This window comes from Streptomyces flavochromogenes, assembly GCF_000717595.1.
In the GTDB taxonomy this organism is placed as follows: Bacteria; Actinomycetota; Actinomycetes; order Streptomycetales; family Streptomycetaceae; genus Streptomyces; species Streptomyces flavochromogenes.
On sequence record NZ_JNZO01000027.1, the window covers coordinates 41189 to 67445 of the forward strand.

24 protein-coding genes are annotated in these 26257 nt (G+C 72.6%); 10 read left to right on the top strand and 14 right to left on the bottom strand.

Annotated features, from left to right (window positions below; all coding sequences use genetic code 11):
• Positions 1 to 104 precede the first annotated feature (104 nt).
• Positions 105 to 563, bottom strand: a complete 459-nt coding sequence (locus IF00_RS0130000; protein ID WP_030323426.1) for an ATP-binding protein — start codon at positions 561 to 563, stop codon at positions 105 to 107.
• Positions 564 to 578: 15 nt separating this feature from the next.
• Positions 579 to 932: an STAS domain-containing protein gene (locus tag IF00_RS0130005; protein ID WP_015034520.1), complete on the bottom strand. Its 354-nt coding sequence runs from the start codon at positions 930 to 932 to the stop codon at positions 579 to 581.
• Positions 933 to 1014: 82 nt separating this feature from the next.
• On the opposite strand from IF00_RS0130005, the gene IF00_RS0130010 reads away from it, so the two are divergent.
• Positions 1015 to 3540 carry a DEAD/DEAH box helicase gene (locus IF00_RS0130010; protein ID WP_078944895.1) on the top strand — a complete coding sequence of 842 codons (2526 nt, stop codon included), beginning with the start codon at positions 1015 to 1017 and terminating at the stop codon, positions 3538 to 3540.
• On the opposite strand, the gene IF00_RS44130 is transcribed toward IF00_RS0130010, so the two are convergent.
• The 7 genes from IF00_RS44130 to ssd are packed head-to-tail and all read right to left on the bottom strand — an operon-like array spanning position 3434 to position 8427.
• Entirely contained in the window at positions 3434 to 3856 is a 423-nt protein-coding gene (locus tag IF00_RS44130) for an Rv3654c family TadE-like protein (protein WP_078944896.1), read from the bottom strand. The genes IF00_RS0130010 and IF00_RS44130 overlap by 107 nt on opposite strands.
• Positions 3853 to 4239 (bottom strand): TadE family type IV pilus minor pilin, encoded by a 387-nt coding sequence (locus IF00_RS0130015; RefSeq protein WP_078944897.1) that lies wholly within the window; start codon positions 4237 to 4239, stop codon positions 3853 to 3855. The genes IF00_RS44130 and IF00_RS0130015 overlap by 4 nt, the downstream gene beginning before the upstream one ends.
• The gene (locus IF00_RS0130020; RefSeq protein ID WP_245234674.1) at positions 4226 to 4432 is read right to left on the bottom strand and encodes a DUF4244 domain-containing protein; all 207 of its coding nucleotides are present in this window, start codon (positions 4430 to 4432) and stop codon (positions 4226 to 4228) included. Before IF00_RS0130020 ends, IF00_RS0130015 begins: the two co-directional genes overlap by 14 nt.
• Before the next feature lie 41 nt (positions 4433 to 4473).
• Complete coding sequence (locus IF00_RS0130025; RefSeq protein WP_037639336.1) at positions 4474 to 5256, bottom strand: type II secretion system F family protein; 783 nt, start codon at positions 5254 to 5256, stop codon at positions 4474 to 4476.
• Positions 5253 to 6143, bottom strand: coding sequence for a type II secretion system F family protein (locus tag IF00_RS0130030; protein ID WP_245234675.1), 891 nt, complete (start codon positions 6141 to 6143; stop codon positions 5253 to 5255). Before IF00_RS0130030 ends, IF00_RS0130025 begins: the two co-directional genes overlap by 4 nt.
• Complete coding sequence (locus IF00_RS0130035; RefSeq protein WP_030323439.1) at positions 6140 to 7306, bottom strand: TadA family conjugal transfer-associated ATPase; 1167 nt, start codon at positions 7304 to 7306, stop codon at positions 6140 to 6142. Before IF00_RS0130035 ends, IF00_RS0130030 begins: the two co-directional genes overlap by 4 nt.
• A complete protein-coding gene (ssd, locus tag IF00_RS0130040; protein WP_425338348.1) occupies positions 7303 to 8427 on the bottom strand; it encodes a septum site-determining protein Ssd in 1125 nt (374 codons plus the stop codon). Before ssd ends, IF00_RS0130035 begins: the two co-directional genes overlap by 4 nt.
• Positions 8428 to 8925: 498 nt before the next feature.
• Here ssd and IF00_RS0130045 point away from each other — a divergent pair, with 498 nt between their 5' ends.
• On the top strand, positions 8926 to 9792 hold the full coding sequence (locus tag IF00_RS0130045) for an HAD family hydrolase (RefSeq protein WP_030323443.1): 867 nt from the start codon (positions 8926 to 8928) through the stop codon (positions 9790 to 9792).
• Between the two features lie 386 nt (positions 9793 to 10178).
• Here the strand turns inward: IF00_RS0130045 and IF00_RS0130050 are convergent, their stop codons facing one another.
• A complete protein-coding gene (locus IF00_RS0130050) occupies positions 10179 to 10997 on the bottom strand; it encodes a Fic family protein (protein ID WP_030323445.1) in 819 nt (272 codons plus the stop codon).
• Between the two features lie 102 nt (positions 10998 to 11099).
• Between IF00_RS0130050 and IF00_RS0130055 the strand changes: the two genes are divergently transcribed.
• Complete coding sequence (locus tag IF00_RS0130055; protein WP_030323448.1) at positions 11100 to 12083, top strand: ATP-binding protein; 984 nt, start codon at positions 11100 to 11102, stop codon at positions 12081 to 12083.
• A 203-nt stretch (positions 12084 to 12286) separates the two neighbouring features.
• Here IF00_RS0130055 and IF00_RS0130060 read toward each other — a convergent pair whose 3' ends face one another.
• Positions 12287 to 13618: a polysaccharide deacetylase family protein gene (locus IF00_RS0130060; protein ID WP_051820681.1), complete on the bottom strand. Its 1332-nt coding sequence runs from the start codon at positions 13616 to 13618 to the stop codon at positions 12287 to 12289.
• A gap of 313 nt (positions 13619 to 13931) precedes the next feature.
• Here IF00_RS0130060 and IF00_RS0130065 point away from each other — a divergent pair, with 313 nt between their 5' ends.
• From IF00_RS0130065 to IF00_RS47165, 6 genes are all read left to right on the top strand, one after another.
• On the top strand, positions 13932 to 16286 hold the full coding sequence (locus tag IF00_RS0130065) for a SulP family inorganic anion transporter (protein WP_037639338.1): 2355 nt from the start codon (positions 13932 to 13934) through the stop codon (positions 16284 to 16286).
• A gap of 287 nt (positions 16287 to 16573) precedes the next feature.
• Complete coding sequence (gene acs / locus IF00_RS0130070; protein ID WP_030323452.1) at positions 16574 to 18553, top strand: acetate--CoA ligase; 1980 nt, start codon at positions 16574 to 16576, stop codon at positions 18551 to 18553.
• 260 nt (positions 18554 to 18813) lie between these two features.
• Entirely contained in the window at positions 18814 to 20208 is a 1395-nt protein-coding gene (gene nhaA, locus IF00_RS0130075) for a Na+/H+ antiporter NhaA (protein ID WP_030323453.1), read from the top strand.
• A 57-nt stretch (positions 20209 to 20265) separates the two neighbouring features.
• Complete coding sequence (locus tag IF00_RS0130080) at positions 20266 to 20763, top strand: phage holin family protein (RefSeq protein ID WP_030323454.1); 498 nt, start codon at positions 20266 to 20268, stop codon at positions 20761 to 20763.
• Positions 20760 to 21698: an alpha/beta fold hydrolase gene (locus IF00_RS0130085; RefSeq protein ID WP_030323455.1), complete on the top strand. Its 939-nt coding sequence runs from the start codon at positions 20760 to 20762 to the stop codon at positions 21696 to 21698. The genes IF00_RS0130080 and IF00_RS0130085 overlap by 4 nt, the downstream gene beginning before the upstream one ends.
• A 168-nt stretch (positions 21699 to 21866) precedes the next feature.
• The gene (locus tag IF00_RS47165; protein ID WP_030323456.1) at positions 21867 to 22064 is read left to right on the top strand and encodes a hypothetical protein; all 198 of its coding nucleotides are present in this window, start codon (positions 21867 to 21869) and stop codon (positions 22062 to 22064) included.
• A gap of 75 nt (positions 22065 to 22139) precedes the next feature.
• On the opposite strand, the gene IF00_RS0130095 is transcribed toward IF00_RS47165, so the two are convergent.
• From IF00_RS0130095 to nth, 3 genes are all read right to left on the bottom strand, one after another.
• A complete protein-coding gene (locus IF00_RS0130095; protein WP_030323457.1) occupies positions 22140 to 23339 on the bottom strand; it encodes a MarP family serine protease in 1200 nt (399 codons plus the stop codon).
• Between the two features lie 66 nt (positions 23340 to 23405).
• Positions 23406 to 24110 carry an NUDIX hydrolase gene (locus IF00_RS0130100; RefSeq protein WP_030323459.1) on the bottom strand — a complete coding sequence of 235 codons (705 nt, stop codon included), beginning with the start codon at positions 24108 to 24110 and terminating at the stop codon, positions 23406 to 23408.
• A gap of 81 nt (positions 24111 to 24191) precedes the next feature.
• Positions 24192 to 25244: an endonuclease III gene (gene nth, locus IF00_RS0130105; RefSeq protein ID WP_106975899.1), complete on the bottom strand. Its 1053-nt coding sequence runs from the start codon at positions 25242 to 25244 to the stop codon at positions 24192 to 24194.
• Between the two features lie 281 nt (positions 25245 to 25525).
• Here nth and IF00_RS0130110 point away from each other — a divergent pair, with 281 nt between their 5' ends.
• The gene (locus tag IF00_RS0130110; RefSeq protein ID WP_015034542.1) at positions 25526 to 26200 is read left to right on the top strand and encodes a Crp/Fnr family transcriptional regulator; all 675 of its coding nucleotides are present in this window, start codon (positions 25526 to 25528) and stop codon (positions 26198 to 26200) included.
• The last annotated feature ends 57 nt before the right edge of the window (positions 26201 to 26257 follow it).

The following is a 26257-nucleotide window of genomic DNA, read 5'->3' on the forward strand; positions in this document are numbered from 1 at the left end:
CGAGGGGGGCGGGGCGGGTTCGGACGGCGACCGGTTCCGGCGCAACGAGAAGAGGCCCTGCGGGGCAGGGCCTCTTCTCGTTGCGCTCCATGGCTCCGTACGGGTCAGGACAGGACGTCCGCCGAGCTCACCGGCCAACTCATCCGGATGGTGCCGCCGTCCTCGCCGGCGCTCACCTCGACATCGTCGACGAGCCCGCGGATCACCGCGAGCCCCATCTCGTCCTCACCGTCGGCGTCGTCGAACTCCTCGGCCGGGGCCGCGGCCCGCGCGCCGGGGACACCGGCGGCATCGGCCGCCGCGACCCCCGCACCCGGGACCTCGTCGCCGACCTCGATGGAGAACGTCTTCTCCTCCTCGGTCAGCACGACCCTGATGGGCGTCGTGACGTCGTTGCTGCGGTGCAGCCCGACGGCACGCGAACACGCCTCGCCGACGGCGAGCCGCACCTCGTCGAGGACCGCCTCGTCCACCCCCGCCCGGCGCGCCACCGCGGCCGCCACCAGGCGGGCCGTACGGACGTGCTCGGGCTGAGCGCTGAAGCGGAGTTCAACGATGGCCATAGGAACCCCCTGGGCTCAGTCGACGGCGTTGACGGCCTCGTCGACCGAGGTGTGGATCGGGAACACCTTGGTGAGACCCGTGATCCGGAAAATCTTCAGAATGCGCTCCTGGTTGCAGACCAGACGCAGCGAGCCCTCGTGGGCGCGAACGCGCTTCAGGCCGCCGACGAGCACACCGAGTCCGGTGGAGTCGAGGAAGTCCACGCCCTCCATGTCGACGACCAGGTGGTAGCTGCCGTCGTTCACCAACTCGACCAACTGCTCGCGCAGCTTGGGCGCGGTATACACATCAATCTCGCCACCGACCTCGACGACCGTACGGTCACCACCAGCGCCGGACACATTGCGAGTCGACAGGGACAGGTCCACGGATCCTCCAGCACCTTGCTATCGAACGATCGTCCCCACTGGGTCTCCCGGGCGGGAGTCAGGGAACTGATCGCCAGCCGCGATGGCATTCAATCACTTACCAGCAGCCATGCACGACGCCTTGGAAGCATTGTCCGTCATGGCAGTGACACACTCGGTGCCGATGGCCAAGAATCAGCGCCCCCGTCGACCGGCCGGAGAGACGGGCAGTCGCCCCTCTCCCGGCATGGTCCTCGACCGGCTCTCCTCGGGCGAGAGCCGGGCCGCGCGCATCACTCATACGGAGCACATGCCCGCCCGGGAGGGTCGTCATGCCGTCTGGCCGCATCGCATCCGTCCGGAGGTGATCGCGGCGATCGAGGCGGCCGGGATCGAGCACCCCTGGGCACACCAGGCCGAAGCCGCCGAGCACGCCCTGGACGGCGAGAACGTGGTGATCGCCACCGGCACCGCCTCGGGCAAGTCGCTCGCCTACCTCGCCCCGGTCCTGAGCACCCTCCTGGACGGCTCCGAGGCCCCCAACGGTCGCGGGACCACAGCCCTGTACCTCTCGCCCACCAAGGCGCTCGCCGCCGACCAGCGGCGCGCCGTCCGGGAACTGGCCGCCCCGCTCGGCAACCGGATCCGCCCCGCCGTCTACGACGGCGACACGCCCGTCGAGGAACGCGAGTGGGTCCGCCAGTACGCGAACCACGTGCTGACCAACCCCGACATGCTGCACCGGGGCATACTCCCCTCCCACCCCAGGTGGGCCTCCTTCCTGCGCTCCCTGCGCTACGTCGTGATCGACGAGTGCCACACCTACCGGGGCGTCTTCGGCTCCCACGTCGCCCAGGTGCTGCGGCGACTGCGCCGGATCTGCGCCCGGTACGGCTCCGAGCCGGTCTTCCTCCTCGCCTCCGCCACCTCCGCCGAACCCGCCCTCGCCGCCGGCCGCCTCACCGGCCTGCCGGTCACCGAGGTCTCCGACGACGCCTCCCCGCGCGGCGAACTGGTCTTCGCCCTGTGGGAGCCGCCGCTGACCGAGCTGCACGGCGAGCGCGGAGCGCCCGTGCGCCGCACCGCCACCGCGGAGACCGCGGACCTGCTGACCGACCTGACCCGCCAGGGCGTCCGCTCGGTCGCCTTCGTCCGCTCCCGGCGCGGCGCCGAGCTGATCTCGGTGATCGCCCAGGAACGCCTCGCCGAGACCGACCGCGCGCTCGCCCGCCGGGTCGCCGCCTACCGCGGCGGCTACCTCCCCGAGGAGCGCCGGGCCCTGGAGCGGGCCCTGCACTCCGGCGAGCTCCTGGGCCTGGCCGCCACGACCGCCCTGGAGCTGGGCGTGGACGTCTCGGGCCTGGACGCGGTTCTGATCGCCGGCTACCCGGGTACCCGGGCCTCCCTGTGGCAGCAGGCGGGCCGCGCCGGCCGCTCGGGTGAGGGCGCCCTGGCGATCCTGATCGCCCGCGACGACCCGCTGGACACCTTCCTGGTGCACCACCCGGAGGCGATCTTCGACCAGCCGGTCGAGTCGACGGTCCTCGACCCGGACAACCCGTACGTCCTCGCCCCCCACCTGTGCGCCGCCGCCGCGGAGCTCCCGCTGACCGAGGCGGACCTGGCCCTCTTCGGCCCGGCCGTCCCCGACCTGCTGCCCCAGCTGGAGGGCGCCGGCCTGCTGCGCCGCCGTTCCACCGGCTGGTACTGGACCCGCCGCGAGCGGGCCGCCGACCTCACGGACATCCGGGGCGGCGGCGGCAGCCCCGTCCGGATCGTGGAGGCCGGCACCGGCCGGCTCCTCGGCACCGTCGACGAGGCCGCCTCCCACACTGCCGTCCACGAAGGCGCCGTCCACCTCCACCAGGGCCGCACCTACCTGGTGCGGGAGCTCGACCTCAAGGACTCCGTGGCGCTCGTGGAGGAGGCCGTCCCGCCGTACTCCACCACCGCTCGCGACACCACCGCCATCGCCGTCCTGGACACCGAGACCGAGATCCCCTGGGGCGCCGGCCGCCTCTGCTACGGCTCCGTCGAGGTCACCAACCAGGTCGTCTCCTTCCTGCGCCGCCGCCTGATCACGGGCGAGGTGCTCGGCGAGACCAAGCTCGACCTGCCGCCCCGCACCCTGCGCACCCGGGCCGTGTGGTGGACGGTCACGGAGGACCAGCTGGACGCCGCCCGGATCGCCCCGGAGATCCTCGGGGGCGCCCTGCACGCCGCCGAGCACGCCTCCATCGGCATGCTGCCGCTCTTCGCCACCTGCGACCGCTGGGACATCGGCGGCGTCTCCGTACCGCTCCACCCGGACACCCTGCTGCCCACCGTCTTCGTGTACGACGGCCACCCGGGCGGCGCGGGCTTCGCCGAGCGCGCCTTCCACACGGCCCGTGCCTGGCTGACGGCCACCCGGGAGGCCATCGCCTCCTGCGAGTGCGAGGCGGGCTGTCCGTCCTGCATCCAGTCCCCGAAGTGCGGCAACGGCAACGACCCCCTCCACAAGCGCGGTGCGGTCCGTCTGCTCACGGAAATCCTCCGGGAGGCCCCGGAGCCCCCGGAGACACCTGCGGCACCCGAGGCCCCCGAGACGACGCCGGCGGAGGCGCCGGAGGTCCCGCCCGGGACCTGACCGCCGGCCGGTAGGGACCACGCACGACCCGGGCGGTCACCTCCGCGAGCTCGCCCCGCACCGCGCAGCCCACCAGCTCGGCGCCCTGCGCGGCGGCCACCCGGGAGGCGGCGGCACAGGCGTCGGCCTCGCCCCACAGCGCCCGGTCGGCAGCGGCGAGCGCCGCCAGGTCGGCCGCCCCGCCGGCCCGGTGCCTGGCCGCCACCGCCTGGCCGAGCGCGAGCACCGCCCCGAACACCACGCACAGCGCGCAGGCCGCGAACGCCACCCACACGGTCGCCGCACCCCGGTCCCGGCCGCGCGTGTCGGCCGTCACGGCGGGCCCCCGCTCTCCGGGGCGGTCGGCGCCGGGCCGCCGATCGTCGTGTCCTCCGCGAGCGCCGCGGCCTCCGCCCGCAGGGTCAGCCCCATCCCCCGGGGGCCCGGCGCCACTGCCTCCACCGTCACACGCCACAGCTCCCCCGACCGCGTCACCACGACCCGGGCGCCCTCGGGCGCGGCGGCCCGCGCGGCCGACTCGGCGGAGGCCACGGGCTCGGCGCGGGCCGCGATCCGTGCCCCGGCCCGCGCCGCGTCCACACAGCGGATCTGGGCGGCGGCCGCCGCTAGCGCCCAGAGCAGGGCGACCGTGAAGAGCGCCAGGACAGGCAGCACCAGCGCCGCCTCCACGGTCACGAAGCCGCGGTCAGAACGGCGCATCGAGAGCCTTCCCGATCACCGACTCCAGCGCTCCCGAGACGGCCCCACTGGTCACGATCTTGTACAGGACCGCGGCGAACCCCGCCGCCGCGATCGTCCCCACCGCGTACTCGGACGTGGTCATCCCCGCGTCCTGGCGCGCCGCCTCCCGCCGCGCCCGCCACCAGCCGCCCATCGCCTTCCTCACTCCCATGCCGACCTCCTCGGTCCGTCGTTCTCGTCGTGTCATGCCGTTCATCCGTCCAGAAGTCCCGTCGCCAGGCCGATCACCACCGGGGCGACTCCCACCGCCAGGAAGGCCGGCAGGAAGCAGAGCCCCACGGGCCCGCTGATCAGCACCTGCGCCCGGCGGGCCCGGGCCGCCGCCGTCCGTGCACGCGCCGACCGCAGCGCGGCCGCGTGCCGGGCGACGGCCTCCGCCGCGGGTGCCCCCGAGGAGCCGGCCCGTTCCATGCAGCGCGCGAGGCCGGTAGCGCCGGGTATCGCGCCGAACCTCCGCCACACCTCGGCCGGTTCGCCCCCGAGCCGCAGTTCGGCGGCCGTGCGGGCCAGTCGCTCGCCCAGTGGGCCGCCGAGGGACCGCCCGACGGCCTCCGCCGCCTCACCCGGCCCGGCGCCGGCCGAGGCACAGGCCGCCAACAGATCAGCGGCAAGCGGAAGATGCAGCGCCGCGTCGTCGAGCTCCTCGACCGGGGCCGCCGGCACGGTGGCCCCTCTCGCCGCTCCACGTCTGACGACCGCACCCACCAGGACGGCGGCCGCCAGACCGCCGAACACCCCGAACAGCACCCAGCCGAGCCCGGACGCCCCGAGCGGTGCCGCCCAGTGCCCCACCCATCGCGGCATCCCGGACCGAACCCTCCGCGCTCGCGCGGCCGGGCTGGGGGCCGGCAGCAGGTCCCGCAGCCTCCGCCGCATCCCGCGCGCCCTCCGCCCGCACACCAGCTCACGCACCCCCTGCTCGCACCAGACGATGGCCACGGCCGCCACCGCGGTCGCCTGCACGGCCCCCCTCACGCCCGCTCCCCTCCTCGGACGATCCGCGCGGCCCACCACAGCCCGGCCGCCTCCAGAGCCCCGCCCACGGCAAGGCAGGCCAGGCCCGCCGGTGTGTGCAGCAGCACCCGCAGCGGGTCCGCGCCCAGAGCCGCGCCGAGAGCGACACCGGCGAGCGGCAGCACCGCGAGGACGGCCACCGTCGCCCAGGCCCCGGCGAGTTCGGCGCGCAACCGCTCCCGCTGCTCGCGGTGGTCCCGCAGGGCCGCTTCGAGCCGGTCGAGCCCGGCGGCCAGGCCCGCGCCGCCGTCCACGGCCACCTGCCAGCACGCCGCCATCCCCGCGAGTCCGTCGGCGCCGTCCTGCCCGGCGGCTCTCCGCAGGGCCTCCGGCACGTCCCCGCCGAAGCGGGCCGCCGCAAGCACCGCCGCCTCCTCGTCGCCGAGAGCGCCCGTCTCGCGGGCCGCGAAGGACAGGGCCTGCGCGGGCTGCCAACCGGCCCTCAACTCCCCCACCACGGCCCCGCACAGGGCCACCACGCGCTCGGCCCGCGCCTCGCGTTCCCTCCGGTGCTCGGCCTCCCGCAGTCGCCGCCCGACGACCGGCACCGCGACCACCCCCGCCACCAGCGGCAGCGGCGACTCGCCGAGCGCCGCGACGACTCCCGCCGCCGGCAGGCACAGCCAGGCCCGCCGCCCCCGCAGCACGGCCCACCAGCGCGCCGCCACCGCCGACCACACCGCAGGGCCACCGAGGTTCCCGGGGAGCCCGGCGACCCCACCGGCCAGCACCAGCCGCGCCCGGCCCGTCACACGCCTCCGCTCCACCACCTCCCACAACACCACGACCACGCAGAGCACCGACGCCGCCTGGAGCACATCCCGTACGGACAACCCCGCCGTGCTCACGATCCCCCTCCGATCAGCGAACTCAGCCGCTCCCAGCCCCGCTCCCGCACGAATCCGGCAGCGCCCCACCGCAGCGCGGGAACCGTCCGCACCAGGCCGTCCCGGTCCCGCTCCAGGACGTGCGCCTCGGCGATCCGCCGCCGCCCGTCCCGGGCCCGCGCCAGATGGAGCACGACCGAAAGACCGGCCCCCAACTGGCTGTGCAGCGCGGCCCGGTCGAGCCCGGCCGCCGTCCCCAGGGCTTCGAGGCGCGCCGGCACGTCCGCCGCGGTGTTGGCGTGGACCGTGCCCGAGCCGCCCTCGTGCCCGGTGTTGAGAGCGGCGAGCAGATCGACCGCCTCACCGCCCCGGACCTCGCCGACCACCAGCCGGTCCGGCCGCATCCGCAGCGCCTGCCGGACCAGGTCCCGCAAGGTCACGAGTCCGGCGCCCTCCTGGTTCGCGGGCCGGGCCTCCAGACGCACCACGTGCGGATGGTCGGGCCGCAGCTCCGCCGAGTCCTCGGCGAGGACGATCCGCTCCCGCTCCCCCACCAGGCCGAGCAGGGAGGCGAGCAGTGTGGTCTTCCCCGTCCCCGTGCCACCGCTGACCAGGTACGACACCCGGGCGTCGATGAGCGCGCGCAGGATGGGGGCGCCGCCCGGCGGCACCGTGCCCGCCGCCGCCAGCTCCTCCAGGGTGAAGGCGCGCGGGCGGACCACCCGGAGCGACAGACAGGTCGAGCCGACCGCCACCGGTGGCAGCACCGCGTGCATCCGGGTGCCGTCGGGCAGTCGCGCGTCCACCCAGGGCCTGGCGTCGTCGAGCCTGCGTCCGGCCACCGCCGCGAGCCGCTGCGCGAGCCTGCGCACGGCGGCGGCGTCGGTGAAGGACACCGGGGCCCGCTCCAGGCCGGAGCCCCGGTCCACCCACACCCGGTCGGGTGCCGAGACCAGGACATCGGTGACGGCCGGGTCGGCGAGCAGCGGTTCGAGCGGTCCGGTGCCGATCAGCTTGCACCTCAACTCATCTGCCGCACCCAGCACTTCCGCGTCGCCGAGCAGCCGCCCCTGCGCCCTGAGTGCCGCCGCGACCCGCGCCGGGGTGGGCTCGGACCCGCTTGCCGCGAGGCGCTGCCGCACCGCGTCGAGCAGCCCCGCGCCGCCGCCCGCACCCCCGGTCACGCCCCACCACCAGGGGCGAGGGCGCGCACCCAGAAGGCGTCGCAGAACCGGCCGAGGGGGCCGCGGGGCTCGGCGCCCGGCGGGACGCCCGCGTCCTGGTCGGCCACGATCCCCGGGTCGTAAGGGAGTTCACCGGCGAGCGGCAGCCGCAGCGCGTCGGCGACCCATCGCTCGTCGAGCCCCGCCGCGTACGGCCCGCGGACCACGGCCCGCAGGTCGCGCACGCCCGTGGAGAGGGTCGTTGCCACCCGGTGCGCGGCCGCGACGGCCCTCAACTCGCCCGGCACGACGAGCAGTCCGAGGTCGAGCTGGGCCAGTGCCTCGACGGCCGCCGGGTCGGCCGCGCGCGGCAGGTCGACCACGACGACCCCGCCCCGGCGGCGGGCCGCCGCGAGCACGGACCGCACGGCCTCGGCCGGCAGCGCCGCCGCCGGCTCCCTGCCCCAGCTGAGCACCCGGACGCCCCGCACGGACGGCAGGGACTCCTCCAGGGCGCCGCCGGCGAGCCGCCCCTTCGAGGCCGCGAAGTCGGGCCATCGTCTGCCCTCCTCGCGCTCGCCGCCGAGCAACACGTCGAGTCCCCCGCCCAGGGGGTCGCCGTCGAGGAGCAGGGTGCGGCGCCCGGCTCGCGCTGCGGCCAGCGCGAGCCCACAGGCCAGGGTCGAGGCACCCGCGCCGCCTCGGCCGCCGACGACCCCGACGGTCGTCGCCTGCCGGCCCATGCCCTCGGCGGCGTCGGCGATGCGGTCGACGAGGAGGCCCTCGGCGTCCGGCAGCCGCAGGACGCACTCGGCCCCGATCTCGACGGCGAGCCGCCACACCTCCGAATCGTCCCGGTCGCGCCCGACGAGGACGGTCCCCGGGCGGCGCACCGCCCCCCGGCACCGCTCCGCGGCGTCGTCGCCGACCAGGACGAGCGGTGGGTCGGTCCAGCTCGCCCGCCGCTCCGGCACGCGATGGTGCACCTCGGGTTCGACCCCGGCCGCGGCGCACAGCCGCAGAAGGTCGTCGAGCAGCCCGAGGTCCTCGGTGACGATCAACGGCGCCGTGCGGCGCTGTTCTTGGGCGCCGGGCCCGTCCGGACCGCTCGGCACCGGAGTCCGGACGGGCCCGCTCGGCACGGACGTCCACGTCGTGCCCCTGACCCCGGAAGTCCTGGATGCCTCCATGACACACACCCCTCTCGTGATTCCTGCCGTTCGCGAACTTCGCGACAGGAATCACCGTGGGGCCGAACCGAAAATCCTGGGGATCTTGCCGAAAAACTGGGGATATCCGAAGCCCTGTGAATATCTCCGCCACCCCTACGGGGGCTGTCCGGAACGCAGCCTGCCGGTTACCGTGAGTGATGAATCGAGGGCCGGACAGAGCCGCGGACGATGCGCGGCCGACGGCCGGAAGGAAGGAGGCGGACGATGTCCCACAGCGCCGAAACGGCTCCGGACATGCGACGACCCCCGCCGGGGGGGAGAGCGGGGGTCGTCTCTCCGGCCGACTCGGGGGGGGAGGAGCCGGACCGGGTTAGCACGGTCGCGAACGATCCGTGACTTCCATGGTGTACCCGAGAGCCTTCTCAGGCAAACCCACGCGCCCGAGCGTACGCCGAATGGCGGGCACCTATGCTCTCGCTTGTGGAAAACCACTCCTTGCCGCGCACAGCCGCCTTCTTTGACCTGGACAAGACGGTCATTGCGAAGTCCTCGACGCTGACCTTCAGCAAGTCCTTCTACCGGGGCGGACTGATCAGCCGCCGCGCCGCCCTGCGGACGGCCTACATCCAGTTCGTCTTCCTGGCAGGTGGGGCCGATCACGACCAGATGGAGCGGATGCGTGAATATCTTTCCGCGCTCTGCAAAGGCTGGAACGTGGCCCAGGTGAAGGAGCTCGTCGCCGAGACCCTTCACGACCTGATCGACCCGATCATCTACGACGAGGCCGCCTCCCTCATCGAGGAGCACCACGCCGCCGGCCGCGATGTCGTGATCGTCTCGACCTCCGGCGCCGAGGTCGTCGAGCCGATCGGCGAGATGCTCGGCGCCGACCGGGTCGTCGCCACCCGGATGGTGGTCGGCGAGGACGGCTGCTTCACCGGTGAGGTGGAGTACTACGCCTACGGGCCGACGAAGGCCGAGGCCGTCCGGGAGCTCGCGAAGTCCGAGGGCTACGACCTCTCGCGGTGCTACGCGTACAGCGACTCCGCGACCGACATCCCCATGCTGGAGGCCGTGGGCCACCCCTACGCGGTCAATCCGGACCGGGCGCTGCGCCGTGAGGCCGTGGCGCGGGAATGGCCTGTTCTCGCCTTCGAGAAGCCGGTGCGGCTCAAGCAGCGGCTGCCCGAATTCCGCATGCCGCCCCGCCCCACGCTCGTCGCCGCGGCGGCGGTGGGCGCGGCGGCCGTGGGGGCCGGACTCGTCTGGTACGCCGCCCGGCGTCGGCAGGCCGCGCTCACCCACCGGCTCGCGGATGGCTTTGCCCGAATTTGAGCAATGAGCAGAGAAGTGGAGCCAGCACTTTCGCTTCTACCCCGACAGGAGTAGAAAGGAATCAGGCCCGCGAGACCGAGGACATCCGAGAGGATCACCTGTTGAGCATGAAGGCCCCACGGACCTAGCACAGAAACCGAGCACCCACGCGACGTCGACCCGTCGATTACGGGCCAGCCGCACCAGGCCACGGGCAAAGTTCCCGGCCTGATGGGCACATATTCGAGGACGCATGGTAACTGGGTAGACGTGCCAGCGGCGGTACCAGAACTGGTGCCGCCGCAACCCGTTCCGGGCCCCGCGAGGGGCCCGGATTCGTTAGTTCCAGGACCGCGATTCGGGCCGGCGCCGCAGGCCGTCCGACCCGCGACGCGGGTGCGCGGGATTCAGGCCGCGCCGCGCTGGAGGGCCTCGCACACGGCCGTCGACTCGCGGACACCGAGTTCGACCGAGCGCCCGCAGTGCGCGATCCAGCCGCCCACGCCCTCCGGGGTCCCCGAGAGATACCCCTCGAACGCGGCGAGGTACGCGGCCCGTCCCTGCTCCGCGTGACCGACCTCCGCCGGGCAGATGGCCTTGGGGTCGAGGCCGCTGCCGACCAGCGCGATCCGCTCTGCGGCCCGTGCGACCAGGCCGTTGTACGAGGTGAAGGGCCGCAGTGCGAGCAGCTCGCCGTGGACCACCGCGGCCGTGACGAGCGCGGGGGCCTCGCCTCCCGCGACGATCAGCTCCGCCAGGCCGTCGAGTCGTCCGCCGACCTCGGCGGGCGTCGGCAGCGGGGCCGTGACCAGCGGTTCGTCGACCGTCTCGCCGTCCAGCCGCGGCCGGCCCACCGATGCGCCCGGGTCGCCCGCGGCGACGAGGTGGAGCCGGGCGAGAACCCGCAGCGGCGACTGGCGCCAGATGGAGAGCAGCTGCCCGGCCTCGGCGCCGAGCCGGAGCGCGGCGCCGACCGTGCGGGCCTCGGCGTCGGAGCCGAAGTCGGTGCGGCGGCGGACCTCTTCCAGGGCCCAGTCGGCGCCGGACAGGGCGGCCGACCCGCGTGCCCCGCGCAGGGCCGCCTCGGACGAGATCTCGTTGCTGCGGCGGCGCATCACACGGTGGCCGTAGACCCGGTCGACGGCCTTGCGTACGGAGTCCACCGCGTCGGCGACGCCCGGCAGGGAGCCGAGGGCGGCCAAGGGGTCAGAGGCATGCGTACTCATAAGTAGGGAGGCTACGCGCCCCGGCGGCCCGCCCCACGATGGAGTGGTCTTCTTCACGCATCCCGACCACGCGGTGCGTTCGTACCACTACCCTAGGTGAACATGAAGATCGCTTTCGTGGGGAAGGGCGGCAGCGGCAAGACCACGCTGTCCTCGCTCTTCATCCGCCACCTCGCCGCCAACGAAGCCCCGGTCGTAGCCGTCGACGCCGACATCAACCAGCACCTGGGCGCCGCGCTCGGCCTGCCTGACGCGGACGCCGCCGCGTTGCCCGCGATGGGCGCGCATCTGCCGCTGATCAAGGAGTACCTGCGGGGCAGCAACCCGCGGATCGCCTCCGCCGACACGATGATCAAGACGACGCCGCCCGGGGAGGGTTCCCGGCTGCTTCGGGTCCGCGAGGAGAACCCGGTCTACGAGGCCTGCGCTCGGACGGTGCCGCTCGACGACGGCGAGATCCGCCTGATGGCGACCGGTCCTTTCACGGAGTCGGACCTCGGGGTGTCCTGCTACCACTCGAAGGTCGGCGCGGTGGAGCTCTGCCTGAACCATCTGGTCGACGGCGCCGACGAGTACGTGGTCGTCGACATGACCGCCGGCTCGGACTCCTTCGCCTCCGGCCTCTTCACCCGCTTCGACATGACGTTCCTGGTCGCCGAGCCGACCCGCAAGGGCGTCTCGGTCTACCGCCAGTACAAGGAGTACGCGCGGGACTTCGGTGTCGCGCTGAAGGTCGTCGGCAACAAGGTGCAGGGCAAGGACGACCTGGACTTCCTGCGCGCGGAGGTCGGCGACGACCTGCTCGTGACGGTGGGCCACTCGGACTGGGTCCGCGCGATGGAGAAGGGCCGCCCGCCCCGCTTCGAGCTCCTGGAGGCGGAGAACCGCATGTCGCTCCAGGCCCTCCAGGACGCGGCGGACGACTCGTACGCCGACCGCGACTGGGACCGCTACACGCGCCAGATGGTCCATTTCCACCTGCGCAACGCCGAGAGCTGGGGCAACGCCAAGACGGGGGCCGACCTTGCTGCGCAGGTCGACCCCGACTTCGTCCTCGGCGAGCCGATGGCCGCACAGCTCGGCTGACCGCGCCGGCGGCCCGACGGCGGACGGAGTCCGGCGCAGTGCCACGAAGCCCGCGCGGCGCCCCGGCGCCGCGCGGCGCGAGGGAAGCAGAAAAGAGAGGCCGGGGGCCGACCTGGCTGCGCAGGTCGACCCCGACTTCGTCCTCGGCGAGCCGATGGCCGCACAGCTCGGCTGACCGCACCGGCCGAGAGCCTCGGCGCCGTTCAGCCTGCTTGGCGCCCGCCCTCGGGGCGGCCGGCCGCCGGGGCCTTGGCGCCTGCCGCCGGAGCGGCCGGGGCCGTCGCCGGCTGGGGGGCGAGGAAGGCCTTCCAGCCGGCCGGCGGGGCCTCGCCGACCTTCAGGGTGCGCATCTTCGCGATGACGTCGGGGTCCTGGGCGTCGAGCCAGTCGGCGAGCTGCCGGAAGGACACGCACTTCACGTCCTTCTGGACGCACACCGTGGCGATGGTCTCCTCGATGGCCCGCATGTACACGCCACCGTTCCAGGACTCGAAGTGGTTGCCGATGATGAGCGGCGCGCGGTTGCCGCGGTAGGAGCGCTCGAAGGCCTGCACCAGGCCGTCCCGCATCTGGTCGCCCCAGTACTCACGCTGGGACGGGTTGCCCTGGGTCGTGCCCGGGGACTGGTTGACCATGAAGTTGTAGTCCATGGACAGCGTCTGGAATGCGCGGCCCGGGACCGGCACGAGCTGGAGCGACAGGTCCCACAGGCCCAGGTCCTTCTTGGGCCAGATGTGATCGTTGACGCCGCTCGTGTCGTAGCGGAAGCCCAGCTGTGCCGCCGCCTGGACGAAGTTCGTCCGGCCTTCGAGGCAGGGGGTGCGGGCGCCGACGAGTTCCTTGTCGTAGTCGAAGGGCAGGGGCTGCTCGGCGCGCAGCCCCGAGTTGGTCTTCCAGTTCTTGACGAAGGACTTGGCCTGCCTGATCTCGCTCTTCCACTCCTCGACGGACCAGGTGCCGACGCCACCCTCGGCCCCGCAGAAGTGCCCGTTGAAGTGGGTGCCGATCTCGTTGCCCTCCTGCCAGGCGCCGCGCAGTTCGCGGACGGTGGCACGGATGCCCTCGGTGTCGTTGAAGCCGATGTCGGAGCGCCCGGCGCTGTGCTGCGGCGGGTCGTAGAGCTCCCGCTTCTCCTCGGGCAGCAGGTACACGCCGCTGAGGAAGTACGTCATGGTGGCGTCGTACTTCTTGCCGACCTTGCGGAAGTGGGAGAAGAGCTTCTGGCTGTCCTCTCCGGCGCCGTCCCACGAGAAGACGACGAACTGCGGCGGGGTCTCGCCCGGCTTGAGACGCTGCCAGACGGGCTGGTGGGGCTGGGCGCCGGTGAAGGCGGTGGAGCCGTCGCCGATCAGGCGGACCGCGTTCGGCGGGGCGCCGGCCGGTGCCTTCTTGGCGCCCGCACCGCCCGGCGCGCTCTTCGTGACGGTGCCGTCGGAGCCCGAGCAGCCGGCGAGGCCACCGATCAGGGCGACGGCGAGGGCAGCGGCGGCGAGCGCCTTCCTCTGGGCAGTGGTCCTTCTCCCGGCGGCTGTCATCCGCGCACCTCTCCTCGGTTCCGTACGAGCGGCGTCAACGTCGCACCGCGACCGCCGGAGAGATGAAACGACAAGCGGAAAACCGTTCACCCTTCACCGGAACCGGTGAATCATTGCCCTGTTTGCCCCGAAAATAATGCCGCAGACTTTACTCTCCATTACGATCCATTTACCGAGCGTTGATCCTCGCCCCGGCGGGAATCCCGCCTTGCCGCCGCCATGCATCCCGCCGCTGCACGCCGTGACCCACGGCCGCGAGCCCCCACGTTCGTCCCCCACGAACCGCGACCGCGCCGCCCCGGAGGAGACGGGAATGACCCTCATCACCCCTGCCCGCACGACGAACCGACCCCGCGTCCAGCGGCCCCACAGCCCGCCGGAGCCGCCGCGCCGCTTCCGCATCGCCGGCGCCGATCTGTCGGCGTCCGTCGCCGTCTTCCTGATCGCGCTGCCGCTCTCGCTCGGCATCGCGCTCGCCACCGGAGCCCCGCTCCAGTCCGGCCTGGTCGCCGCCGCCGTCGGCGGTCTGGTGGCCGGCCGGTTCGGCGGCTCCCCGCTCCAGGTGAGCGGCCCCGCCGCCGGCCTCACCGTGGTGACCGCCGAACTCATCCAGCTGTACGGCTGGCGCACCACCTGCGCCATCACCGTGCTCGCCGGGCTCGTCCAACTCGGGCTCTCCGCCCTCCGGGTGGCCCGCTCGGCACTCGCCGTCTCGCCCGCGATCGTGCACGGCATGCTCGCCGGCATCGGCGTCACCATCGCCCTCGCCCAGCTCCACATCGTGCTCGGCAGTACGCCGCAGAGCTCCGCCTTCGACAACGTCCTCGGCCTGCCGGCCCAGTTGGCGCACATCCACCCGGCGGCGCTCGGCATCAGCGCCCTCACCGTGGCCGTGCTGCTGTGCTGGCCCCGGCTGCCCGGCCGGGCAGGGAAGCTCGTACGCAAGGTCCCGGCCGCGCTCGTCGCGGTGATCGGCGCGACGGCGGTCGCGGCGTTCGCCGGGCTCGCCGTCCCGCACGTCGACCTGCCCTCCTGGAGCAGCCACGCCCTGCCGGGGCTGCCCGAGGGCCCGGTGCTCGGCATCGCGGCCGGAGTCCTGACGATCACCCTGGTCACCAGCGTGCAGTCGCTGCTGTCCGCCGTCGCGGTCGACAAGCTGGTCGCCGCCCGCCCGGACGGCGGCCGAGGCGTCCCGCGCTCCGCCCTCGACCGCGAACTCGCCGGTCAGGGCGCCGCCAACGTGGTCTCCGGGGCGCTCGGCGGCCTGCCCGTCGCCGGCGTCGCGGTCCGCAGCGTCGCCAACGTCTCGGCGGGCGCGGTGAGCCGCGCCTCCACGATGCTGCACGGCCTGTGGATCGTGCTCGCGGCCCTGCTGCTCGTGCCCGTGCTCGACCTGATCCCGCTGCCCGCGCTCGCCGCCCTGGTCATGGTGGTCGGCATCCAGATGGTCAGCATCACCCACATCCGTACCGTCACCCGGCACCGCGAGGTCGTCGTCTACGCGGTGACGCTGTCCGGCGTCGTCCTCATCGGCATCCTGGAGGGCGTCGCACTCGGCATCGTCGTGGCCATCGCGGTCGCCCTGCACCGGCTCGCCCGGACCCGGATCACCCGCGAGGAGCGGGACGGGCGCCAGCTGCTGCACGTCCGGGGTCAGCTGACCTTCCTCGCCGTGCCCCGGCTCAGCCGCGCCCTGCACCAACTGCCGCACGGCTCCGACGTGGTGGTCGAGCTCGACGGCTCCTTCATGGACCACGCCGCCTACGAGGCGCTCAGCGACTGGACCGCGGGGCACGTCGCCCACGGCGGGACGGTCGAGACGACCGGGCCCTCCGGTGCGAGGATCGCCGAGCCCACCGCCTCGGCCGCCGCCGCGCACACCTGCTGCCGGCCCTGGACCCCGTGGCACAACCACCAGTGCGGCGAGCAGCCGGACGAGCGGCCCGACGAGGCTGTGGAGACGTCTCGTACGACGGGTCTGAAGCTGGCCAGCGGCATCGGCAAGTTCCAGCGGAACACGGCCCCGCTGGTCCGGGACGAGCTCGCGCGGCTCGCCCGGGAGGGCCAGACCCCCTCGCAGCTCTTCCTGACCTGCGCCGACTCCCGCCTCGTCACCAGCATGATCACGTCGAGCGGCCCCGGTGACCTGTTCACCGTGCGGAACGTCGGGAACCTCGTGCCCCTGCCCGGCGAGGAGAGCGGCGACGACTCGGTGGCGGCGGCGATCGAGTACGCGGTGGAGGTGCTGCGAGTCGAGTCGATCACCGTCTGCGGCCATTCCGGCTGCGGCGCGATGCAGGCCCTGCTCAACGCCGGCCCGGACGACCCGCCGACCCCTCTCCGCCGCTGGCTGCGCCACGGTCGGCCCAGTCTGGAGCGGATGGTGAGCCGGAGACACGCCTGGGCCCGGATCTCCGGGCGGCTTCCGGCGGACGCGGTCGAGCAGCTCTGTCTGACCAACGTGGTCCAGCAGTTGGAGCACCTGCGGGCGTACGAGCCGGTGGCGCGGCGGCTCGCCGAGGGCACGCTCTCGCTGCACGGCGTGTACTTCCATGTGGGCGAGGCACAGGCGTACCTCCTCTCCGGGACGGACGAGGTGCACTCGTACGACGACGTCTTCACCCAGGTCTTGCCGACGGAGCCCCTGGAGGCGGCACGAGCTTCCTGATCAGGGACGGGTCGGCGCCTGATCGCCGAAAGAGCGCCGCCCCCCGATCGCCGAGGGGGTCGCGCCCTGATCGCGGTCAGGGCAGCGCGTCCTGAACCTTTCGCTCCCCCGGTCCGTGAGACTGTGTGGCCCCTTCTCCCACCGCTCGGGAGAAGGGGCCCCCGCACGCCCTACACCTCACAGGTCTAAACCAATTGCCTGGAGACTCTTGTCACCCGGGCCTCCGACTGATGAGCTATGACGCGGGACACATACGCACAGAGGACGCCCTGGGAAAGGGAGATGTCGTGAGCAACGAAAGCCTGGCCAATCTGCTTCGGGAAGAGCGTCGATTTTCGCCGCCCGCCGAGCTGGCCGCGCACGCCAACGTGACGGCGGAGGCGTACGAGCAGGCCAAGGCGGACAGGCTGGGCTTCTGGGCCGAGCAGGCCAAGCGCCTGACCTGGGCCACCGAGCCGACCGAGACCCTCGACTGGTCGAACCCGCCGTTCGCGAAGTGGTTCGCGGACGGCGAGCTGAACGTCGCGTACAACTGCGTCGACCGGCACGTCGAGGCCGGCCACGGCGACCGGGTCGCCATCCACTTCGAGGGCGAGCCGGGCGACAGCCGCTCGATCACCTACGCCGAGCTCAAGGACGAGGTCTCCAAGGCGGCCAACGCCCTGACCGAGCTGGGTGTCCGCAAGGGCGATCGCGTCGCGGTCTACCTGCCGATGATCCCCGAGGCGGCCATCACCATGCTGGCCTGCGCCCGCGTCGGCGCCGCCCACTCGGTGGTCTTCGGCGGCTTCTCGGCCGACGCCGTCGCCTCGCGCATCCAGGACGCCGACGCCAAGCTGGTCGTCACCGCCGACGGCGGCTACCGCCGCGGCAAGCCGAGCGCCCTCAAGCCGGCCATCGACGAGGCCGTCGCCAAGTGCCCGCAGGTCGAGCACGTCCTCGTGGTCCGCCGTACGGGCCAGGAGACCGCGTTCACCGAGGGCCGCGACGTGTGGTGGGACGACATCGTCGCCCGCCAGTCCGCCGAGCACACCCCGGAGGCCTTCGAGGCGGAGCACCCGCTCTTCATCCTCTACACCTCGGGCACCACGGGGAAGCCGAAGGGCATCCTGCACACCTCCGGCGGCTACCTCACCCAGGCCGCCTACACGCACCACGCCGTCTTCGACCTCAAGCCGGAGACCGACGTCTACTGGTGCACCGCCGACATCGGCTGGGTCACCGGGCACTCGTACATCGTCTACGGCCCGCTCGCCAACGGCGCGACGCAGGTCATGTACGAGGGGACCCCGGACACCCCGCACCAGGGGCGGTTCTGGGAGATCGTGCAGAAGTACGGCGTCACGATCCTCTACACGGCGCCGACCGCGATCCGCACCTTCATGAAGTGGGGCGACGACATCCCCGCCAAGTTCGACCTGTCGAGCCTCCGGGTGCTCGGTTCGGTCGGCGAGCCGATCAACCCCGAGGCCTGGGTCTGGTACCGCGAGCACATCGGCGCGGGCAAGACCCCGATCGTGGACACGTGGTGGCAGACCGAGACCGGCGCGATGATGATCTCGCCGCTGCCGGGCGTCACCGAGACCAAGCCGGGCTCCGCCCAGCGCCCGCTGCCGGGCATCGCCGCGACCGTCGTCGACGACGAGGCCAACGAGGTGCCGAACGGCGGCGGTGGCTACCTGGTCCTCACCGAGCCGTGGCCGTCGATGCTCCGCACCATCTGGGGCGACGACCAGCGCTACATCGACACCTACTGGTCCCGCTTCGAGGGCAAGTACTTCGCCGGTGACGGGGCGAAGAAGGACGAGGACGGCGACATCTGGCTGCTCGGCCGGGTCGACGACGTCATGCTCGTCTCCGGTCACAACATCTCGACCACCGAGGTCGAGTCGGCCCTCGTCTCACACCCGGCCGTCGCCGAGGCGGCCGTCGTCGGCGCCGCCGACGAGACCACCGGGCAGGCGATCGTCGCCTTCGTCATCCTGCGCGGTACGGCCAGCGAGACGGTGGCATCGTCCGCTGACGCGGGGGAGAACCTGGTCGCCGAGCTCCGCAACCACGTCGGCGCGACCCTCGGCCCGATCGCCAAGCCGAAGCGCGTCCTGCCGGTGGCCGAGCTGCCGAAGACCCGCTCGGGCAAGATCATGCGGCGTCTGCTGCGTGACGTGGCGGAGAACCGCGAGCTGGGCGACGTCACGACGCTGACCGACTCCTCGGTCATGTCGCTCATCCAGACCCAGCTGCCGTCCGCCTCCAGCGAGGACTGAGCCCGGCCCGTACGGCGGAGGAACCCCGCCGTACGACGCGAGACGCCCGCCCCGAGCCAGTGGGGGCGGGCGCTTCGCGTGCTCGTTCCCGAAGGGACGAAACCCGCATATATCCCTAAAGTTAATCTCGCCGGACCCAACCCACGCTCTTTAGGTAAAGTAAGGACCGCGTCAACGACGCGACAAGAAAACCTAGGTGCGCCGGGAAGTCTGGTCGGCATGTGCTCAGTCCTGCCCACCCGACCGGAGGTTTTCCCCACGTGGCCGCGCCCGCACCCACCGACCGCAAGTTCCTCGGCCGTCTCCCCCTGCCCGAGCGCCAGTACCTCACCGACGCCCTGCGCACCGAGACCGTCGGTGGTGTCCTGCTCCTCGTCGCCGCCGTCGCCGCTCTCATCTGGGCCAACACCCTGGGCGGCAGTTACGAGTCCGTCAGCGACTTCCACCTGGGTCCCGCCGCCCTCGGCCTCGACCTCTCGATCCAGCACTGGGCGGCCGACGGCCTCCTCGCGATCTTCTTCTTCGTCGCCGGCATCGAGCTCAAGCGCGAGCTCGTCGCGGGCGAACTGCGCGACCCCAAGGCCGCCGCGCTCCCCGTCATCGCCGCGATCTGCGGCATGGCCGCCCCTGCCCTCGTCTACGTCCTGGTCAACACCCTCGGCAACGGCTCGATGGACGGCTGGGCCGTCCCCACCGCCACCGACATCGCCTTCGCGCTCGCCGTCCTCGCCGTGATCGGCACCTCGCTGCCCGCCGCGCTGCGCGCCTTCCTGCTCACCCTCGCCGTCGTCGACGACCTCTTCGCGATCCTGATCATCGCGATCTTCTTCACCAGCGACCTGAACTTCGCCGCGCTCGGCGGCGCCTTCGCCGGACTGCTGCTCTTCTGGCTGCTGCTCCGCAAGGAGGTCCGCGGCTGGTACGTGTACGTCCCGCTGGCCCTGGTCATCTGGGGCCTGATGTACAACAGCGGCGTCCACGCCACGATCGCCGGTGTCGCCATGGGCCTGATGCTCCGCTGCACCACCCGGGAGGGCGAGAAGCAGTCCCCCGGCGAGCACATCGAGCACCTCGTCCGCCCGCTCTCGGCCGGCCTCGCCGTCCCGCTGTTCGCGCTCTTCTCGGCGGGCGTGAGCATCTCCGGCGGCGCGATCCACGACGTCTTCACCCAGCCCGTCACCCTCGGCGTCGTCCTCGGCCTCGTCGTCGGCAAAGCGGTGGGCATCTTCGGCGGCACCTGGCTCGCCGCCCGCTTCACCCGTGCGGAGCTCAACCCCGACCTGACCTGGCCGGACGTCTTCGCCGTCGCCACCCTCGCCGGCATCGGCTTCACCGTGTCGCTGCTCATCGGCGAGCTCGCCTTCGCCGGGGACGAGGCCCTCACCAACGAGGTGAAGGCCGCGGTCCTCGTCGGCTCGCTCATCGCGGCCGTCCTCGCCGCCGTCCTGCTGAAGCTGCGGGTCCGCAGGTACCAGGCCCTGGTCTCCGACGAGGAGCGCGACGAGGACGAGGACGGCATCCCCGACATCTACGAGCAGGACAACCCGGCGTTCCACCTGCGGATGGCCGAGATCTACGAGAGGAAGGCCGCGGAACACCGTGAGCGCGCCCAACTGGCGGGGGCACCGCGCGACGGGGCCGACCGTCCGGCATGATCTGAGTCGGACCGCGTAGAAGAGAACTCGGACCGCAGAAGAGAAGAGGGAGCAGCGATGAGCGACCCGTACGACGGCACCGAGCGCAGCCTCGGCCAGCTGGTCGCCTCGGCGACCGCCGAGATGTCCGCACTGGTGCACGACGAGCTCGCCCTGGCGAAGGCCGAGATCAGGCAGGACGTCAAGCGCGGCGTGATCGGGAGCGCGGCCGGCATCACCGCCGCGGTCGTACTGCTGTTCTCGCTGCCGATGCTGAGCTTCGCGCTCGCGTACGCCATCAACACCTGGACCGGCGGGCACAACGGCAACGGGGGCTGGAACCTCGTCTGGTGCTTCCTGCTGTCCTTCGCGGCGAACGTGCTGCTCGCGGTGCTGCTCGGCGTGATCGCGTACGCCAAGTTCAAGAAGGTCAAGCCGCCGGAGAAGTCCATCGCCTCGGCCAAGCAGACGGCCGCGGTGATCTCCACCGTCAAGCCGCACCCGCGTCCGGAGCCCGTCGGCGCACTGGACAAGGCGCTGGACAAGGCCCCCACTGTGGCACGCTCGTCCGTATGACCCTCCCCGAGAGCAGCAACGGCGGGCCCGTCCGGCTCGACGGGCCGTGGACCCATCGCGACGTGGCCGCCAACGGCGCCCGCTTCCACATCGCCGAGATGGGCGACGGCCCGCTGGTGCTGCTCCTGCACGGCTTCCCGCAGTTCTGGTGGACCTGGCGCCATCAGCTGCCGCTCCTCGCCGAGGCCGGGTTCCGAGCCGTCGCGATGGACCTGCGCGGGGTCGGCGGCAGCGACCGCACCCCGCGGGGTTACGACCCCGCCAACCTGGCGCTCGACGTCACCGGTGTGATCCGCTCGCTGGGCGAGCCGGACGCGGCGCTCGTCGGGCACGATCTGGGTGGTTACCTCGCCTGGACGGCGGCCGTCATGCGCCCCAAGCTGGTGCGCCGGCTCGTGGTGTCGTCGATGCCGCACCCGCGCCGCTGGCGTTCGGCGATGCTCTCCGACTTCGCGCAGTCGCGGGCCGGTTCGCACATCTGGGGCTTCCAGCGGCCGTGGCTGCCGGAGCGGCAGCTCGTCGCGGACGACGCGGCGCTGGTGGGCGAGCTGATCCGGGACTGGTCGGGGCCGCAGCCCGTCCGCGCCTCCGAGGAGCAGGCGATCGAGGTGTACCGGCGGGCGATGCTGGTCCCGTCGACGGCGCACTGCTCGATCGAGCCGTACCGCTGGATGGTGCGGTCCCTGGCCCGCCCCGACGGCATCCAGTTCAACCGGCGCATGAAGCGGCCGGTGCGGGTGCCGACCCTGCATCTGCACGGCTCCCTCGACCCGGTGATGCGCACCCGCAGCGCCGCGGGATCGGGCGAGTACGTGGAGGCGCCGTACCGCTGGCGGCTCTTCGACGGGCTCGGTCACTTCCCGCACGAGGAGGACCCGGTGGCCTTCTCGACGGAGCTCATCAACTGGCTGAAGGACCCTGAACCGGACCGCTGACAAGACCCCGAGCCGGACCGCTGACAGGGCCCCGGCCGACCGCTGACGGTCCCTCTGGCCGCCCCGGTGCGTACAGACTTCCTTCGAACGGCCATGTGCCTCGCGCATACTCCAATTGGCGGGCCCCCGGGTGGTTACCGACCTTGGGGCACGGGCAGACGTCGAGGTATGGGCTGGACGCACGACTACGGTGACACGACAGCACGCAACCGCCGCTCGGCCGCAGGGCAGGGCTCCCACGAGGGGGCCGGACCGCCGGACCCGGGTGGAGCGCACGCCGCGCAGGAGGTGGGGATCTCACGCATCCTGCGCCGCCGGGCCCGCTGGGTCTCGGCCCGGCTCAGGCATCCCCGCGACACCCCGTAACAGCACCTGACAGCGCCGTGGGCGCCCGCCGCCGCAGAGGCGGCGGGCGCCCCGGCCTCGGAGGGCGCAGCGGGCCTACAGCGCGCAGGCCTGGGTGTCGACCTGCTGGTTCGCGGTCCTGCCGAGTTCGATGTCCTCGCGGATCTCGTCGACGGTCAGGGCGTAGCCGGTGTTCGCGTCGTCGAGGGAGCGGGCGAAGATCACTCCGGACACCTCGCCGTCGACGGTGAGGAGCGGGCCGCCGGAGTTGCCCTGGCGGACCGTCGTGTACAGCGAGTAGACGTCCCTGCGCACCTCGCCCCGGCGGTAGATGTCGGGTCCGTCCGCGTTGATGCGGCCACGCACGCGTGCCGAGCGCACGTCGTACGAGCCGTTCTCCGGGAATCCGGCGACGATCGCGCTGTCGCCGCTGCGGGCGTCCTCGTCGATGAAGGTCAGCGGCGTGGCCCTGAGGTCCGGCACGTCCAGGACGGCGATGTCCCGCTGCCAGTCGTAGAGGACGACCTTGGCGTCGTAGAGCCTGCCCTCGCCGCCTATCTGGACGGTCGGCTCGTCGACGCCGCCGACGACGTGGGCATTGGTCATGATGCGGCGGTCGGCGAAGACGAATCCGGTGCCTTCGAGGACCTTGCCGCAGCTCTGCGCCGTTCCGACGACCTTCACGATGGAGCGCTGGGCGCGGGCCGCGACCGGGCTCTGGACGAGCTCCGGGTCGGGGGGCATGACCGGGGTGATCGGCTCGTTGGCGAAGGGGCTGAAGACCGGGGGGAAGCCGCTGCGGGCCAGGGTGGAGCTGAAGTCGTCGAACCAGCGGGACGCCTGATCGGGCATCACCTGCTCGACGCCGAGCAGGACCTTGGAGTTCCGCACCTCCTTGCCCAGGGTGGGCATGGTGGTACGGGCGAGGCCCGAGCCGATCAGCCAGGCCACGAGCAGCATCGCGACGACGTTGACCAGGGCGCCGCCGGTGGCGTCGAGGGCACGGGCGGGCGACCAGGTGATGTGGCGGCGGAGCTTGTTGCCCAGGTGGGTGGTGAAGGCCTGACCGACGGAGGCGCAGACGATGACCACCATCACGAAGACGACCGTCGCCGTGGTCGAGACCTCGCTGTTGTCGGTGAGCTGGTCCCAGAGGATGGGCAGCAGCAGCACGGCGACGAGGCCGCCACCGAGGAATCCGATCACCGACAGGATGCCGACCACGAAGCCCTGGCGGTAACCGATGATCGCGAACCAGACGGCGGCGAGCAGCAACAAGATGTCCAGCACGTTCACCGTCAATTGCCTCGCAGATTCGTTTCCGGTCGCCGGGGATCAGCCAGTCCGCCGGGGTTCAGCCTGTCATGAGCGCCAGTCGAGCGGGACCTGCTTGGACCGGTCCCAGGGCTGCTCCCAGCCGGAGAAATGCAGCAGTCTGTCGATCACTCCGGCCGTAAAACCCCAGACCAGAGCCGACGCGACCAGGAAGGCGGGGCCCTGGTGGCCGCTCGGATGGACCGCGGTCGCGCGGTTCGCCGGATCCGTGAGATCTGCCACGGGCACGGTGAAGACCCGGGCGGTCTCGCCGGGGTCGACGACCCCGACGGGGCTGGGGGCGCGCCACCAGCCGAGGACCGGGGTGACGACGAAGCCGCTGACCGGGATGTAGAGCTGGGGAAGGACGGCGAAGAGCTGGACGCCGGCCGGGTCGAGCCCCGTCTCCTCCTGGGCCTCGCGCAGGGCGGCGCGCAGGAGTCCGCCGTCCGCCGGGTCGCCGTCCTCGGGGTCGAGGGCGCCGCCGGGGAAGGAGGGCTGTCCCGCGTGCGAGCGGAGGCTGCCGGCCCGCTCCATGAGCAGCAGCTCGGGGCCGCGGTCGCCCTCGCCGAAGAGGACGAGGACGGCGGACTGCCGCCCGGCGCCGCTCGCGGGCGGCAGGAAGCGGCTCAGCTGCTCGGGCTCGACCGTGCGGGCGGCCCGGTCGACGGGTCCGAGCCAGTCGGGCAGCCCGTCCTTGCTGAGCAGCCCGCCGGTACCGGGCCCTTGGATCTCTTCGTCAGTGCGCGTCATAGGCACCCCCGAGTTTCACAACGCGATCGATGGACGGGTTCGTTCCCTCTGGAGCTCTTGCGGGTGGGCCGGGGAACGGGCTCAGCCGTCGCTCGCGCCCAGTGGGGGCGCCGGGCGGCCCGGGTAACCGGGCGGCGGGTCGAGCCGCTGGCCGGGGAAGCCGCCCATCTCGTACTTGAGCAGCTTCTTCGCCTTCTCCGGGTCGGTCTCGCCCTCTCCGTACGACGGGCAGAGGTGGGTGATCGGGCAGGCGCCGCAGGCCGGCTTGCGGGCGTGGCAGATGCGGCGGCCGTGGAAGATCACCCGGTGCGAGAGCATCGTCCACTCGCTCTTCGGGAAGATCGTGGCGACCTCGGCCTCGATCTTCACGGGGTCGTCGGACTCGGTCCACCGCCAGCGCCGGACGAGCCGCATGAAGTGGGTGTCGACGGTGATGCCGGGGACCCCGAAGGCGTTGCCGAGGACGACGAAGGCGGTCTTGCGGCCGACGCCGGGGAGCTTGACGAGGTCTTCGAGGCGGCCGGGGACCTCACCGCCGAAGTCGTCCCGGAGGGCGGCGGCGAGACCCATGATCGACTTGGTCTTGGCGCGGAAGAAGCCGGTGGGGCGGATGAGCTCCTCGACCTCCTCGGGCACGGCGGCGGCGAGGTCCTCGGGCGTGGGGTACTTCGCGAAGAGTGCCGGGGTGGTCTGGTTGACCCGCAGGTCGGTGGTCTGCGCCGAGAGGACCGTGGCGACGAGCAGCTCGAAGGGGTTGCGGAAATCGAGCTCCGGATGGGCGTACGGGAAGACCTCGGCCAGCTCGCGGTTGATCCTGCGGGCCCGGCGGACCATCGCGAGCCGCGACTCGGGCTTGGCGGGCTTCACGGACTCGGCGACCTTGGCGGGCTTCACGGACTCGGCGACCTTGGCGGGCTTCGCGGACTCGGCGACCTTGGCGGGCTTCGCGGACTCGGCGACCTTGGCGGGCTTCGCGGCCTTCGCAGGCTTGGCCGCCTTGGCGGGCCTCGCGGTCTTCGCGGACTCGGCGGTCTTCGCGGCCTTGGCGGGCTTCGCGGGCTTGGCCGCCTTGGTGGAGTTCGCGGGTTTCGCGGGCTCGGCGACCTTGGCGGGCTTCCGATTTACGGCTTTCACCCGTTTCGACACGCCGTGTTCGCCCACAGCGGAATTACCTTCGGCCGACACTCTTTCAGCCCCCTTGGCCTGCGCTCTCACCGGCGAGTTGGACACCCGGCCAGCCTAGGGGCCACCACCGACATCCGCCCCGGGCGTGGCCGATCAGCGCCCAATCGGGCCCCTGACGTACGGACGAGCGACTCGGTACGTCAAACTTGTTGTGATTGATCGCACGGTTTTGTACGTCCGGCATCATGGGACGCAGGTCCCTGAGCAGGTCGACAGTATGGAGAGAACTCGTGGACGACGTTCTGCGGCGCGCCCCGCTCTTCGCGGCGCTCGATGACGAGCAGGCTGCCGAGCTGCGCGCCTCGATGAGTGAAGCGACGCTCGCCCGTGGCGACGCGCTCTTCCACGAGGGCGACCCCGGCGACCGCCTGTACGTGGTCACCGAGGGCAAGGTGAAGCTGCACCGCACCTCCCCCGACGGCCGGGAGAACATGCTGGCCGTCCTCGGCCCCGGCGAGCTGATCGGTGAGCTGTCGCTCTTCGACCCGGGCCCGCGCACCGCCACCGCGACCGCGCTGACCGAGGTCAAGCTGCTCGGCCTGGGCCACGGCGACCTCCAGCCCTGGCTGAACGCCCGCCCCGAGGTGGCCACCGCGCTGCTGCGCGCCGTCGCCCGCCGACTGCGCAAGACCAACGACCAGATGTCCGACCTGGTCTTCTCCGACGTGCCGGGCCGTGTCGCCCGTGCGCTCCTCGACCTGTCGCGCCGCTTCGGCGTGCAGTCGGAGGAGGGCATCCACGTCGTCCACGACCTCACCCAGGAGGAGCTGGCCCAGCTGGTCGGCGCCTCCCGCGAGACGGTCAACAAGGCGCTCGCCGACTTCGCCCAGCGCGGCTGGCTGCGTCTGGAGGCCCGCGCCGTGATCCTGCTGGACGTGGAGCGCCTCGCGAAGCGCTCGCGGTAAGCATCCTCGTACGCGAGCGACAAACAATCCTCGTACGCGAAAGGGCCGCCCCGGCCT

What these genes read in the sequence shown, in the direction of transcription:
- IF00_RS0130000 (WP_030323426.1), bottom strand. Translation starts at nt 563, where the DNA reads ATGGCCATCGTTGAACTCCGCTTCAGCGCTCAGCCCGAGCACGTCCGT.
- IF00_RS0130010 (WP_078944895.1), top strand. Translation starts at nt 1,015, where the DNA reads ATGGCATTCAATCACTTACCAGCAGCCATGCACGACGCCTTGGAAGCA.
- IF00_RS0130015 (WP_078944897.1), bottom strand. Translation starts at nt 4,239, where the DNA reads ATGCGCCGTTCTGACCGCGGCTTCGTGACCGTGGAGGCGGCGCTGGTG.
- IF00_RS0130020 (WP_245234674.1), bottom strand. Translation starts at nt 4,432, where the DNA reads ATGGGAGTGAGGAAGGCGATGGGCGGCTGGTGGCGGGCGCGGCGGGAG.
- IF00_RS0130045 (WP_030323443.1), top strand. Translation starts at nt 8,926, where the DNA reads ATGCTCTCGCTTGTGGAAAACCACTCCTTGCCGCGCACAGCCGCCTTC.
- IF00_RS0130050 (WP_030323445.1), bottom strand. Translation starts at nt 10,997, where the DNA reads ATGAGTACGCATGCCTCTGACCCCTTGGCCGCCCTCGGCTCCCTGCCG.
- IF00_RS0130055 (WP_030323448.1), top strand. Translation starts at nt 11,100, where the DNA reads ATGAAGATCGCTTTCGTGGGGAAGGGCGGCAGCGGCAAGACCACGCTG.
- IF00_RS0130060 (WP_051820681.1), bottom strand. Translation starts at nt 13,618, where the DNA reads ATGACAGCCGCCGGGAGAAGGACCACTGCCCAGAGGAAGGCGCTCGCC.
- IF00_RS0130065 (WP_037639338.1), top strand. Translation starts at nt 13,932, where the DNA reads ATGACCCTCATCACCCCTGCCCGCACGACGAACCGACCCCGCGTCCAG.
- IF00_RS0130080 (WP_030323454.1), top strand. Translation starts at nt 20,266, where the DNA reads ATGAGCGACCCGTACGACGGCACCGAGCGCAGCCTCGGCCAGCTGGTC.
- IF00_RS0130085 (WP_030323455.1), top strand. Translation starts at nt 20,760, where the DNA reads ATGACCCTCCCCGAGAGCAGCAACGGCGGGCCCGTCCGGCTCGACGGG.
- IF00_RS47165 (WP_030323456.1), top strand. Translation starts at nt 21,867, where the DNA reads ATGGGCTGGACGCACGACTACGGTGACACGACAGCACGCAACCGCCGC.
- IF00_RS0130100 (WP_030323459.1), bottom strand. Translation starts at nt 24,110, where the DNA reads ATGACGCGCACTGACGAAGAGATCCAAGGGCCCGGTACCGGCGGGCTG.